The sequence below is a fragment of the Methanobacterium sp. genome, from assembly GCA_030017655.1.
Classification (GTDB): domain Archaea; phylum Methanobacteriota; class Methanobacteria; order Methanobacteriales; family Methanobacteriaceae; genus Methanobacterium_D.
Genome location: JASEIM010000032.1, coordinates 1 through 12898 on the forward strand (window position 1 = coordinate 1; position 12898 = coordinate 12898).

Genomic DNA, 12898 nt, shown 5'->3' on the forward strand with positions numbered 1-12898 from the left:
AAAGGATGAAAATCCAAAAATTCATATTTCAGCAAGGAAAGAAGGCAGTGAACACCTTTTCAGTATCTGATAATGGGATAGGGATGGAAGAACAATACAGTGACAAAATTTTTGAAGTTTTTAAAAGGTTACATTCTATTGGAGAATATCGAGGCGCAGGAATAGGACTTGCAATTATTAAAAGGATCGTTGATCGTCATGGAGGGCGTGTTTGGGTTGAATCAGAGCTTGGTAGAGGTTCTACTTTTTCCTTTACTATTCCAAGGAATCAAAATTAACCAATGAAAATTCTGACTTATTTTAAACTTTTAATTTCTTTATTAATCAATTAATGCCGTTTTTAAATTAATTCCATAGTTTTAATCGCACTATAAAAACATTTAATATAAACAATTTAAATAAATCAGTTGAAAGATCAGTACTTAAAAAATTTTTAAATCATCAAAACGCTTAAAATATATTTATCCGGAGGATTATCACTAATGTTATACAGAAAATTCGGGAAAACGGGTAAAAAAGTCTCAATACTCGGTTTTGGATGCATGCGGCTTCCAGTACTTGACGGAAATCCCACAAAAATCAATGAAGCCCTGGCAACGGATATGCTTCACCATGCAATAAACCGTGGGGTGAATTATGTTGATACTGCTTATCCATATCACGGTGCATCTGCAATAGAGGGTGGTATGAGCGAAATTTTTGTTGGAAAGGTCCTGAAAGACGGCTACAGGGATGATGTATATCTATCCACTAAATTACCAAGCTGGCTTGTCCAGAAAAAAGAAGACCTTAACTACTTCCTTGATGAGCAACTAAAAAGACTTCAAACTGATAGAATTGATTTCTATCTTTTACACGGTCTTGGAGCGAATACATGGGAAAATTTAACAGATGTGGATGTTTTAGAATTTCTAGACTCTGCTATTGAAGATGGAAGAATAAGGTATGCTGGTTTTTCATTTCATGATGAATTAGGCCTTTTTAAGGAAATTGTGGACTCTTATAACTGGAGTTTTTCCCAGATCCAGTTTAACTATATGGATCAGGATTTTCAGGCCGGAAAAGCCGGACTTGAATATGCAGCAGCTAAAAAAATGGGAATTGCAATCATGGAGCCCCTAAGAGGTGGCTGCCTCACAAACAACGTCCCTAAAGACATTCAGGCAATATGGGATCGTGCCCCAGTTAAAAGAAGTCTTCCAGAATGGGCTTTAAGATTCTTATGGGACAAACCAGAGATTAATGTGGTTTTAAGTGGTATGAGCACCATGGAGCAAGTTATAGAGAATGTTAAGATTGCAGAGAACGGTTACGCAGATAGTCTTACCACTGAGGAGAAATATTTGATTCAGGAAGTTAGGGAAGCCTACAGTGAAAGAATTCACGCTGTCTGCACGAGTTGTGGTTACTGTATGCCCTGTCCAAAAGGAGTGGACATTCCGCTGAACCTGAACCTGCTGAATGATGTTTATATCTACCAGAATATGGAAAAACCTGCAGGAAACTATTCATTTCTAACTGCCAAACAGGCCAGCGCTGCATTTTGTGATGAATGCGGTGAATGTGAAGAAAAATGCACACAAAGCATTCAAATAAGGGAATATCTTAAAGAAGCCAGGGAAACTTTTGATAAGAAATAATGAAATGTTTAAAATCAATAAATATTCTCTAATTATTCATTATTTTCACGAATTGCCTTTTATCTCCCATTAATAACTTATGAATTCCATTTACTATTTAAACCCTAAACCAAAATCTTCTGCATTTTTAAGGTCTTTAGAGTTAGGTCTGCCCTTATTCATTCCCCCAAATAACCTAAGAAAACTATTGGTATTGAAACCTTTACATTGAAATTCATCAAGAATTATGTAACCCTTCGCCTGTAGTTTTTCTCTAAGTTTAGAGTGATCTTTGGCTGCTTTGGACTTACTTGTTATTCCAGCGGTTGAAAATAGAAATGCTTTCTTATCATTTACTTTAGGTAGTTCATCAGCGAGTTCTAACAGAGATTCATGGTGTTTTGCACTATAAATCCCCGATCCAAAACCTATAAGATCATATTCCTGAAGTCCTTCAGGATTTATTTCTTTTGGCCATTTTATTTCTGCATTAAGAACTTTTGCAAAGACTTTCGCAATTTTTTCAGTGTTGTGGTGGTGATATGAATACAAGACCAATAGAGATTTCATTAACAACACATCCTTAGTTTTATCCACTATTTTCCATTTCATTCACCTTATTTTTAATTATAAATAATTTAATCAAGCATTTACTACCATTTCTGCTTTTTATTTTGAAATAACTAAGCTATTTCTGTAACAGGAAAAATTTTCCAAAGTTTATATTTCCCTCTTCAAGAAGCCTGAACCCGGCCTGCTCAAAGAGTGACCGCCATTCTTTACTGGAAGTGAGTATTAAAGAGAAAACACTCATTACCGCGAATGTTTGTAAGCTGATGGTGGGAACAATTATCAATATTTTCCCGCCGGGCTTAATCACGCGAAACAGCTCTTTTAATCCTGTAAGTTTTGCTTTGCCTAAATTGTTCACCATGAGGACGCTAATAACTGTGTCAAAGGTGTTATCCTCAAATTCAAGATTTAAAACATCTCCTTTTACGATCCGAACTCTGTCGGTTATTCTCGCAATTTCCAAGTTTTCCTCAAGCAATTTTTTACTAGCGATATCCTCTCCTGATTCAAAAAGGTCCAGAGCCACGATCTGTCCATTCTTCGAAACCTTGCTTAGTTCAACTGTGGCTCTGCCAGAACCACACCCCGCATCAAGGATAAGATCCTTATCAGAGGAGAATAAATCAACAAATGGAAGAGTCATATTATCAGTTTTTGAAAAATTACGGGTGACATAAGTTCCCATGAAGAAATTTGCAGATAACAAAATTAGAGGTAATGACAGTACCTGAATATAAGGTGATTTAAAATAAAAAAATATAACCATACTGACAATGAAAAATACCAATCCTAAAATCCATGGAAAGTTCTCAAATAAAATAGAACCACCAAAATCAAATTTTTCTTCATTCATTTTTTCACCATAATCTTTTTAACTGTCATGCTCCACTTTAATAATCACATTTCCCTTTTTATGGCCTTTTTCAACATAATGATGTGCACTGGCAATTTTTTCTAAAGGGTAACTTCTATCTACCATTAATTTAATTTTTTCTGCTTCAATAAGCTTTTTTATGAAAATTAAAGCTTCAGTTTTTTCAATTGACATTGCAGATATAATTTTTTTACCGCCTACTATTGAAGTCCATAAAGATAAAACTAGGTACTTCAATCCCCCGTTAGTTAAAAGATACTGGCCTTTTTCATTTAGCGATTCTTTACTACGTGAAAATGAGCTTTTTCCTACTGTATCAAAAATTATATCATATTTCTCGCCATTTTTTGTGAAATCATCTTTTGTGTAATCAATAACTCTATCTGCACCTAAAGATTTCACCAAATCAAGATTTGCAGTACTACACACCCCAGTAACTTCAGCACCAAAATATTTGGCAATTTGAACCGCAAAAGTGCCTATACTTCCAGAAGCACCAAGTATTAGAACTTTTTGTCCATTTCGAATATTTGCCTTTTCTTTAAGGAAAAAAAATGCCGTTGATGCTCCATCAACCACAGCTGCGGCTTCACCATAATTCATATTGGCCGGTTTTAGTACCAGAGATCCATTTTCGGGCATGCAATTATACTCAGCATAAGCACCAAGCCCAAAACCCGTAAATCCATAAACCTGGTCACCCTTCTTAAATCGTTTGACATCATTACCTATTTCTTCAATTTCACCAGCAAGTTCAGTACCTAAAATTTTTTTTCTAGGCTTTAGCAGTCCCAGAAATAATCGGCTAATGATTGTATCGCCTCTTCTCATCAAGCAATCCGCTGCTGTTACAGTTGTGGCATATATTTTTATAAGGACTTCATTATCATTTGGAGTTGGTTTTTTTACCTCTTTTAATTCTAAAACAGCCGGTGTTCCGTATTTTGTATATACAATCCCTTTCATAATTTTTCCCCAAATTATTTGATTCAAAAATTTCCTGATTATTAATTATTTTCATTTACTGCTTCATTTACCAATGAGTAGAGCATATATTAATTTTCGCATGTTGAACACGGCAATATTAACATTTAATCGCATTTAATTTCAGTTTTTTATTATATTGATAAATTTGAGCTATTAAATATCCATAAAATACGAGAGAAAAGATTAGAAGCAGTGAAAGTAATTTTGTACCATCAAAACCAGTGACTAACACCAAATATAATAAGATTAAGCTTATAAGTACTCCAAAACTAATATTTCTAATTTGCCTGTTATTTCTTTCAATTAATGACCTTGTATCTGTATAAATGCGGGGTTTCTTATTTTCATAGGATTTGCGCCATATATGCCATGGACTGATTGTATCATGCACTAATTCCCAGCCATCTTCATTGAAAATCTCAAAATAGTCATATCCCACCTTACTCTGATAATCGAAACAGTACCTCATTTTCCTGCCTTCGCCTTTTTTAAATTGGAACCTCATCATAGTAAAATCGAATTTGAATAAACTCCATCCATTCCGTTCCATCCCTTCCAGCCAATTTTCCATTTTTTCTATTTCCCACCCTCCCCACATGCGCCATACAGTTTTAACTTCTTTCATTTTAATTCCCCTTTTTCTAATCTGCCATGTTTAAGAAGCTCTTCTAGACGTGCGAGCTCTAATTCTAGTATAATTTTTCCTTTTTCACTAATTTCATAAATTTTTTTACGATCTTCTTCTGCAACGGAAGTTATTAATCCTTCCTTTTCCATTCTGGACAGATTTCCATACATGGTACCTGCTCCAATCTTAATACGTCCATTTGTTATGTCATTAACGTGTTGCATAATACCGTAACCATGTCTTGGCTTATTTAGAGAAATTAGAACATAATATGCCGCTTCAGTTAATGGTAAATACTTTTTTTGTAATTTTTTGGCATCCATATCAGATCTCCCAATCTTTGATACATCGTGCAATGTTATACCACATAACGATATATCGTGTCACGTTATATATAAACCTTTTGAATTCCAAGAATAATTTCTATAAAAAAAATCTGAAAAACCTCTTAAGTTAGAAAAACTCAAAAAATTAAATATAAATCTATTTAAAACTAGTATAAGAGATTCTGACCCATGAAAAATCCTACACACAAGTAATGTGTCTACATTAAGTTCTTACATACCTAGGCTGGCCCATAATTAATTTTGGTACTAAAAATTTTGGTCTCAGAAGTCCCTGACCCTTTAATCGGGCCAGGAGATATTCAACACTAACAAAACCATGTTGCTATACATTACAGAGGCGGTGCGAAAGTTATTAGCATTAAATGGCCTTGAAAGCGGTTTTTTGACTTCTTTGACTTTAAAGACCTTTCAGGTCTATAAAAATGCTTTCATTCATTTTTTATTCTAGATTTAATTTAATTGAACCAATCTTCGGTGCCAGGTAGTTGTATAAAAGCGCGATTAATGCGGTTTCTATGAAATACAGCACAAAATTTGATATAAATTCTCCATAGTTCCCTGATAAAACACCTGATATAATTCCTAATAATGCGTAAACAATTGCTACTGCTAAAGCTGTTGGCAGTACTGGTATGTGCTTGAGTTCATGCAAGTTCCCTGTGATTTGAGAGAATTCTAATTTGATTTTAGATACTCTAATGGCTATGTAATTGTAGAATAATGCAAATAAAGCATTCCAAATAAAACCAAATACAAATACCAGTATAGGTAGTCCAATTATTAACACCAGGGATACTAACAATCCTGCTGTCCCAAGTTCCGCACCTGATGGCATGGCTCCTCCAGAGGCGTTGGTTATATTAGCTGTTATATTAGTCGCTGCAGGTATTGAACTGAGTAATGAAAATACAGGTGAAATCACTGCCGCCATTACTAATCCTGCAATGAATGCCCATATTGATCCAATAGTTGCTAATATTAGAGCAAATGAAACTACCGGGATTTTTACTACTTCATTACCCTCTAATTCTAATTTTACTCCGCCTAACTTTGGTACTAATAAGTTGTAAAGCATTACAGAGAAGAAACTTGCTGCTATTGTAATGAAAAATGCCCCAATTGGAAGAAGTACAATTAAAGGCAGTCCAAGTCCAGTTACAATATTAAATTGTCCCAATTGTGGAATGAGCCCTGCGGTCTGTACAATTGTGAGTGTTATTAAAGATACTATGGCTGCAATTAGCCCTAAAATTCCATATATTGAAGCAGACATCCTTGTAAAAGGTGTCAGTTTTATAGATTTAATTTCCTTTATATCCACCATATTTTTTACCTCCAAAATTTTCTATTTTTTAGTTATTAATGTATTTAACAATGGTTTTTCAGTAAATATTGCAATTTCAATATTTTTGAATTACTTGACTAGTTATCGATCATTTAATTCTTGTTTAAACTCTTAAAAATAACTTTTCCAGATTTTACTCTGATTATACCCATACTTCCACCCAAATTGCCTCCAACTTATAAAAATCCATATTTAATATATCAATTTAAACTATTTAAAATCAAAAAATATGGCCAGAACAGGTTTAAAAAGAAAATTTAATAGAAATATTGAAGACAATTATTTCAATTATTCTCTGGTTACTTTCAAAAGCAGTGCTAAAGCCACAAATTCAAGCCCTAAGAATACTAAAGGAATTATAGAACCAATAATGGTCCTGGGAAGATTAAATATGAAATAAACCGAAAACAGTATGTTTTGAATCAGGAAAAGCAATGCAAATAATACCAGTGTTGTGGTAAATTTAGATTTCACCTTTAGATATCTTTCTAAATATACATACAACATTCCTACTAAGAGGCAAATATTAGCAATACTGGTAATTAAGGCTGACCATTTAATCAAAAGAAAAAGAGCATTAAATATATTTGATATTATTGATAATTGAGTTATAAGTACAGACATGTTTTAACCTTCATTTTTGAATAAATTTTATATGTATATCTATTTTTCCCTAAATTCACCCCATATCTCCAGAAATGTATCGTAATTTTTTTCCATTTCATCAGAAAGGAAATATAATGCACCATACTTTTCTCCAGTTGATTTAACTATGTTATTTTCTTTTAAAACATCGATATGGTGTCTAATAGTTTTATAATCAAGAGAAAGCTCTTGGGCAAGTTTATTAGCATTATAGGGTCTTTTATTAAGTTCGAGTATTATTCTGGCACGGTTTTCTCCACCTTTACTGCCGATTATCAACCACCATAAAAACACTTTCTTCATAATAATCCCTGTTGATTATAAAACGCCGATATAATGTTGAAACAATTATTATCTTTCTAATATCAGACATAATATACTTAAATATTATTATAGACCCTCTCTTTAAATATTTTAGTCTTAATGGATTTAAAAACTATTTACATTCTATTTGAAAATAAATTAATAAATTCAGAGATATTTAAGAAATTCAAGTATAGCATTAACTGTTTCATCCTGCTGTTGCTCTCTTGTTATGGTACTGTTATTATCCCCTGTTTGAACTCCATAATTACCAAAGTTGTAGTGATTACCGCCATTTATGGTGATAAAGGTAGTATCAGCAGGGAATTTATTTTTATTTTCTTCAATGTCCTGACTTGTTGTAAGTGCGTCAAGGGAACCTCTAATTGATAATGCTTTAAAAGTAGTATTTGAAGCATCTGATGAAGGATAAGAGGCTAAATATATGACTCCTTTTATTTTATCCTGATTATTTATCGCATAATCTGATGCAAAAACTCCTCCAAGTGAATGACCCCCAATCACCCAATTTTTAATCTCAGGATGATCGGCTATAACTTCGTCAGCTTTATTACTATCAAATAATGCTAAATTAAAGGGCATTTTAACGATTATTGTAGTATAACCATTTTCTGCAAGTTTAGAAGCAATTATGGAGTAAGCTTCTGCTTCAACTTTACCTCCAGGATATATTATTACTCCTGTGGCGCTTCCATTCTTTGTAGGAGTGAATGTAATGTAATCATCTGTGTTGACTACATTATAAGAATCAGTTGATTTGAGTGCTGCTAAAGCCTGATTATCAGCACGATAATAGTCAGAAACATAATATACAAACCCTGCTATTGCTATTATAACTATAACTAAAATTATCAGTAAAATTAATTTCTTCTTTGAGTTTATATATTTCATAAGTATACCTAATATATTATTTATTTTATTTTATTAAAAAAATTTACCAAGAATTATATTTTATATTTTATATTTAACAGATATAAATTCAGGAGAGCAATATGACCGTTGAAAGAAAGATCAGCTCAATATTCAAACTTGATGAAGAAAACTGGATGAAACATGCCAATCCCTGGAGCGTGTGGACCAGAAATACTGCTTTACCTGCTTTGGTGATTGCTTTTTGGAGCAGAGTATGGCTTGGCTGGTGGGCGTTAATTCTTATTATTTTAGCAATATTTTGGACATATATAAATCCAAGAATATTCGATAAACCAAAATCAACAGATAATTGGGCTTCAAAATCTGTTTTAGGTGAAAGGGTCTGGTCTAACCGTGATAAAATCAAGATCCCTCATCATCACGCTAAAGCCCCTAATATTTTAAACCTCGTTGCAGGAATAGGGGCGCTGTTTGTTATCTGGAGTGTTTATTCACTTGAAATCTGGCCCTTGCTGGTAGGATTTGCCCTTGTTTACTGTGGAAAGCTTTGGTTCCTGGATAGAATGGTCTGGATTTATGAAGATATGAAAAATGTGCCAGAATATAGAAAATGGCTGTACTAATGACTAAAAAAACCAAATTAGCCCATAAAAATGGTTTAATCTGGATTTAAAAAATTAAGCATCAAAATAATCGTTAGGGGAGGAATGCATGACTGATGAATTTATGAAAGCAGCCGTTGAAGAAGCAAAAAAGGGATTTATAGAAGGGGGTATTCCAATCGGGTCTGTAATTGTTCACAACGGCAAGATTATAGGCCGTGGGCATAACAGGCGAGTTCAGAACAAGAGTGCAATTCTTCATGGTGAAATTGATGCTCTGGAAAATGCAGGACGAATATCAGGAGCTGTTTACCGTGAATGTGTTCTTTATACAACTTTATCTCCTTGTTCAATGTGTGCAGGAGCTATTTTGCTTTATGGGATACCAAAAGTAGTAATAGGGGAAAATATGAATTTTATGGGTGAAGAAGAACTGCTTAGATCAAGAGGAGTTGTTTTAGATGTTCTTCAGGACCCTTCATGTATTAAGATGATGTCGGATTTCATCCAAATGCATCCAGAACTATGGTATGAAGATATTGGGTTATGAAGAGCTTGAAAACTTTCATGAGATTTTAGTAGAGATGGTTCAGGCGATAGAATGACTGATTGGCTTTCAAAATTCATATATAAACAATTAAACCACTTCTTGAATTAGAGGATGAAGCAGTTATTTATTTTACTGAAATGGATTTATTAGAAGAGAAAGTAGATGCAATCGACCTATCTGGAATTTAAAAGATGTACAGAATATACTTAAAAAACAACAGCCTGATGGCTCATGGAAACCAAAAAAGAAAGATTCTGGAGTAAAATACAGTTTAATTGAAACATGGCGACATTTCAGGCATTTAATTCAGCAATATGAAATGAATAAAAATCACCCAGCAATCAGGAAAGCCTCCGAATATTTATTTTCCTGTCAAACTGAGGAAGGAAACATAATGGGAATTTTAGCAAACCAGTATACCCCTTATTACACCGGAGCAATAATGTATCTTTTAATAAAAGCAGGCTATGAGAATGATCCACGCATAGAAAAAGGATTTAAATGGCTCTTAAGTATGAGACAAGATGATGGCGGTTGGGTTATTGGAATTTCTGGTATGATTGGAGTTAAACTTTCAAGAGATGAAATGATCTGACTTCAAATGCTAATAGAAAAACTATGAGAGCTTTCGATAAATCAAAACCATTTTCTGCAACAAGCACAGGAATGGTTTTAAGGGCATTTTCAGTTCATGACAAATATAAAAATTCAGGTTATGCATTAAAAGCTGCTGAACTTTTAAAATCCAAATTCTTTAAGGAAGATAACTGGGCATCATACAGACACCCTGATAACTGGATTAGATTTCAATTTCCATTGGTGGACCAATATTTCTGCTCTGGATTCGATTTCTTTAATTAGGCTTCCTAAAGAAGATCATGATATAAATAGCGCCTTAAAATGACTTATAGATCATCAGGTAAATGATGGATTATTGAAACTGTCTTATTCTGGAATTCACAAATCGAAAGATAATAAAAAAATATTTAAACCCAGATTATGGCTTACATTAACAGTTTTTCAGAATATTTAAGAGATTTATAGGAGTTAAATAAAATATTTAATTATAAATAAATTGGGATAAAATGGTAAGAAAAGCAACTAAAGAGGATATATGTGCAATCATAGATCTATGGCAGGAAATGATGGATTTTCACATTCAAAGAAGCGATTTATATGAAATGAAACCTGACGCACGGAATATTTACTCTAATTACATTAAAGATATACTTAGAAGCCCAGATTATATTGTATTGGTCTATGAATTAGAAAATAAAGTCTTAGGATATTTAATAGCTACTGAATCAGATGATCCTCCTGTTTATAAAGATACTATAGGAATTATATCAGAGTTATGTGTAACAGAAAAACATCGAAATAAGGGAATTGGGGAAAAATTACTGGCCGAAGTTGAAAAAATATTTATTAATAAAGGTATTAAACGCATGGAATGCATGGTTTCAGATTTTAATGAAATATCTAAAAATTTCTGGCGGAAGCATGGATATAGGCCATATAATTTAATGTGTGTTAAATTATTACGTTAAATATTGCCTATTATCCCAAAAATATTGGAGATAGTTTTAATTTTCAACTATCTTTCCATCCAGTACTTTTATTGTCCTTTCAGCCAGTGATGCAACATTCATATCGTGAGTGACCATAATCAATGTCACATTTTCTTTTTCATGCAGATTTTTAAGTCTTTGAAGGATCATTTGCCCTGTTTTGGAGTCTAAAGAACCTGTTGGTTCATCAGCAAGGATTATACAAGGATTATTGGCCAGGGCACGTGCAATAGCAACACGCTGTCTTTCCCCTCCGGAAAGTTCTGTGGGCTTTCTTTCAGCTTTATCTGAAAGTTCAACATATTCAAGTAATTCAATCGCTCTTTTTCGCATTTCTTTACCGGAATAAATGCTTTCATACATTGGAATTTCCACATTCTCCAGAACTGTGAGATTCGGAATGAGGTTGTGCAGCTGGAATATGAATCCAATTTCCCGGGATCTGAACTGGTTTAAGTTCTTAGTTCTCCTTAGATCATATCCTGCTACTTTAATCTTCCCTTCATCAGGAACGTCCAACGCTCCAAGCATGTTTAGAATGGTGGATTTTCCAGATCCTGACGGTCCTATTATGGAAACAAATTCTCCTTTTTTAATATTTAGATCTATACCGTTTAATGCTGTTATTTTTCCATTGTCAAAACTCTTTTTAATCCCTCTAATTTGTATGATGTTTTCTATCCTATCGTATTGTTCAATTACGCTTTCCATTTTATTCACCATCCAAATTATTCATAACGCAGTGCTTCTGTTGGTGGTAACCTGCTTGCTCGATAGGCAGGATAAAATCCTCCGATTAATCCAACAAAAAGAGCTATTCCAAGTGCTTTTAAGAAAGTATCCATTTTATATACTGGTTCAATGAATCCTTCCATTCCCATGGGTATCAGTAATTGAATAGCTACAATACCCATTACTATTCCAACAAAGCCCGCCACTAATGTAATTACAATGGATTCTCCAAGTATCATGCCCAGTATTCTTTTATTTGTCCAGCCTACTGCTTTTAAAACACCTATTTCTCTTGTCCTCTCGAATACAGACATTATCATGGTATTTATGACTCCAATCCCTCCAATAACTATTGCAAGGAGTGAAATAGCCCATGAAGCAGTATCTATTGTTTTAAGCCCTGATTCTACCTTTCCAAGGTCTTCAAGTGATTTTACTGTCATTAGTTCGTTTATGTATGTATCGTCTATTCTATCTGTTACTTCTTCAAGATCTGCTGATTTATCAAGCTTTGCAAATATCATTGTCAGCTTATCATCCTTTTTTTCGAGGTCCTGAAGCGTGTCTAAAGACATAAATGCCCCTGCATCCTGTTGAAGGTCTCCTGTTTCGTATATTCCTGTAATCTTAAATTTTTTACCTGATATTTCCAGTGTATCTCCCACTTTTTTGCCAGTTTTTTGTGATGCTGCTTTTCCAATGATTATCTCATCTTTACCTTCTGAAAAGCCCTGCCCCTCAATAACAGTTATCTCTCCAACCGACAGTTTATCAGCATTTATACCCATTACTGGGAAATAAGGATTATTATCTACTGGATAAATTGCGAGCAATACGCCTACTGCATCCTGAACCCCAGAGGTGTTTTTAAGATCATCCAAACGTTTTTCCTCAATGGAGCTGAACATCATATCCGATACATTGGATTCCACTACCATGAAATCAGATCCACCTGCCTTAAGGGTTTCTTCTGTTGATGATTTAAGACCGTCCGTAATTATTCCAAGCGCAACGATTGTTGCTATCCCGATTGCAATTCCAATAACTGCTAAAGCTGTTCTTGTTTTACTTCTAAATGGATTTTTAACCACAAGACCTAAAAACGACATTTTTTTTCATCTCCTGAAAAGATTCATCAATTCAATTATATGAATATTTGTTCATGTATTCACAGATGAATGTGTATTATCATAATGTTATATAAATATTTGTTTAAATTTACTTGAATTTT

Annotated in this window: 18 protein-coding genes; 7 read left to right on the top strand and 11 right to left on the bottom strand. The window is 33.6% G+C overall.

The features are described from left to right. Together QMD61_10520 and QMD61_10525 are read left to right on the top strand one after the other, a co-directional pair. A partial coding sequence (locus QMD61_10520) for an ATP-binding protein (protein MDI6725066.1) occupies positions 1 to 278 on the top strand: 278 nt, incomplete at its 5' end. Positions 279 to 482: 204 nt separating this feature from the next. After that, positions 483 to 1640, top strand: coding sequence for an aldo/keto reductase (locus QMD61_10525; protein MDI6725067.1), 1158 nt, complete (start codon positions 483 to 485; stop codon positions 1638 to 1640). A gap of 93 nt (positions 1641 to 1733) precedes the next feature. On the opposite strand, the gene QMD61_10530 is transcribed toward QMD61_10525, so the two are convergent. The 9 genes from QMD61_10530 to QMD61_10570 all read right to left on the bottom strand — a co-directional run bounded on the left by QMD61_10530 (position 1734) and on the right by QMD61_10570 (position 8233). Then, positions 1734 to 2231, bottom strand: a complete 498-nt coding sequence (locus QMD61_10530) for a flavodoxin family protein (GenBank protein ID MDI6725068.1) — start codon at positions 2229 to 2231, stop codon at positions 1734 to 1736. 76 nt (positions 2232 to 2307) lie between these two features. Next, positions 2308 to 3045: a class I SAM-dependent methyltransferase gene (locus QMD61_10535; GenBank protein ID MDI6725069.1), complete on the bottom strand. Its 738-nt coding sequence runs from the start codon at positions 3043 to 3045 to the stop codon at positions 2308 to 2310. A gap of 18 nt (positions 3046 to 3063) precedes the next feature. Next, complete coding sequence (locus QMD61_10540) at positions 3064 to 4032, bottom strand: NAD(P)-dependent alcohol dehydrogenase (protein ID MDI6725070.1); 969 nt, start codon at positions 4030 to 4032, stop codon at positions 3064 to 3066. Positions 4033 to 4150: 118 nt separating this feature from the next. Continuing rightward, on the bottom strand, positions 4151 to 4678 hold the full coding sequence (locus tag QMD61_10545; protein ID MDI6725071.1) for a DUF2812 domain-containing protein: 528 nt from the start codon (positions 4676 to 4678) through the stop codon (positions 4151 to 4153). Further along, positions 4675 to 5004 carry a PadR family transcriptional regulator gene (locus QMD61_10550; GenBank protein MDI6725072.1) on the bottom strand — a complete coding sequence of 110 codons (330 nt, stop codon included), beginning with the start codon at positions 5002 to 5004 and terminating at the stop codon, positions 4675 to 4677. Before QMD61_10550 ends, QMD61_10545 begins: the two co-directional genes overlap by 4 nt. 463 nt (positions 5005 to 5467) lie before the next feature. Beyond that, the gene (locus QMD61_10555) at positions 5468 to 6352 is read right to left on the bottom strand and encodes a hypothetical protein (protein MDI6725073.1); all 885 of its coding nucleotides are present in this window, start codon (positions 6350 to 6352) and stop codon (positions 5468 to 5470) included. A 309-nt stretch (positions 6353 to 6661) separates the two neighbouring features. Next, positions 6662 to 6997 carry a hypothetical protein gene (locus QMD61_10560; GenBank protein MDI6725074.1) on the bottom strand — a complete coding sequence of 112 codons (336 nt, stop codon included), beginning with the start codon at positions 6995 to 6997 and terminating at the stop codon, positions 6662 to 6664. Positions 6998 to 7036: 39 nt separating this feature from the next. Continuing rightward, positions 7037 to 7321 carry a winged helix-turn-helix domain-containing protein gene (locus tag QMD61_10565; GenBank protein ID MDI6725075.1) on the bottom strand — a complete coding sequence of 95 codons (285 nt, stop codon included), beginning with the start codon at positions 7319 to 7321 and terminating at the stop codon, positions 7037 to 7039. A gap of 168 nt (positions 7322 to 7489) precedes the next feature. Continuing rightward, the gene (locus QMD61_10570) at positions 7490 to 8233 is read right to left on the bottom strand and encodes an alpha/beta hydrolase (GenBank protein ID MDI6725076.1); all 744 of its coding nucleotides are present in this window, start codon (positions 8231 to 8233) and stop codon (positions 7490 to 7492) included. Between the two features lie 101 nt (positions 8234 to 8334). On the opposite strand from QMD61_10570, the gene QMD61_10575 reads away from it, so the two are divergent. The 5 genes from QMD61_10575 (at position 8335) to QMD61_10595 (ending at position 10914) form a co-directional block, all read left to right on the top strand. Continuing rightward, positions 8335 to 8838, top strand: coding sequence for a hypothetical protein (locus QMD61_10575; GenBank protein ID MDI6725077.1), 504 nt, complete (start codon positions 8335 to 8337; stop codon positions 8836 to 8838). Positions 8839 to 8926: 88 nt separating this feature from the next. Then, positions 8927 to 9367, top strand: coding sequence for a nucleoside deaminase (locus QMD61_10580; GenBank protein MDI6725078.1), 441 nt, complete (start codon positions 8927 to 8929; stop codon positions 9365 to 9367). A 304-nt stretch (positions 9368 to 9671) separates the two neighbouring features. Further along, positions 9672 to 9962: a prenyltransferase/squalene oxidase repeat-containing protein gene (locus QMD61_10585; GenBank protein MDI6725079.1), complete on the top strand. Its 291-nt coding sequence runs from the start codon at positions 9672 to 9674 to the stop codon at positions 9960 to 9962. A gap of 23 nt (positions 9963 to 9985) precedes the next feature. After that, positions 9986 to 10228 carry a hypothetical protein gene (locus QMD61_10590; GenBank protein ID MDI6725080.1) on the top strand — a complete coding sequence of 81 codons (243 nt, stop codon included), beginning with the start codon at positions 9986 to 9988 and terminating at the stop codon, positions 10226 to 10228. 224 nt (positions 10229 to 10452) lie between these two features. Next, entirely contained in the window at positions 10453 to 10914 is a 462-nt protein-coding gene (locus tag QMD61_10595) for a GNAT family N-acetyltransferase (protein ID MDI6725081.1), read from the top strand. A 36-nt stretch (positions 10915 to 10950) separates the two neighbouring features. Here the strand turns inward: QMD61_10595 and QMD61_10600 are convergent, their stop codons facing one another. Together QMD61_10600 and QMD61_10605 are read right to left on the bottom strand one after the other, a co-directional pair. Next, entirely contained in the window at positions 10951 to 11646 is a 696-nt protein-coding gene (locus QMD61_10600; protein ID MDI6725082.1) for an ABC transporter ATP-binding protein, read from the bottom strand. Positions 11647 to 11663: 17 nt separating this feature from the next. Further along, a complete protein-coding gene (locus QMD61_10605) occupies positions 11664 to 12776 on the bottom strand; it encodes an ABC transporter permease (protein MDI6725083.1) in 1113 nt (370 codons plus the stop codon). Between the last annotated feature and the right edge of the window lie 122 nt (positions 12777 to 12898).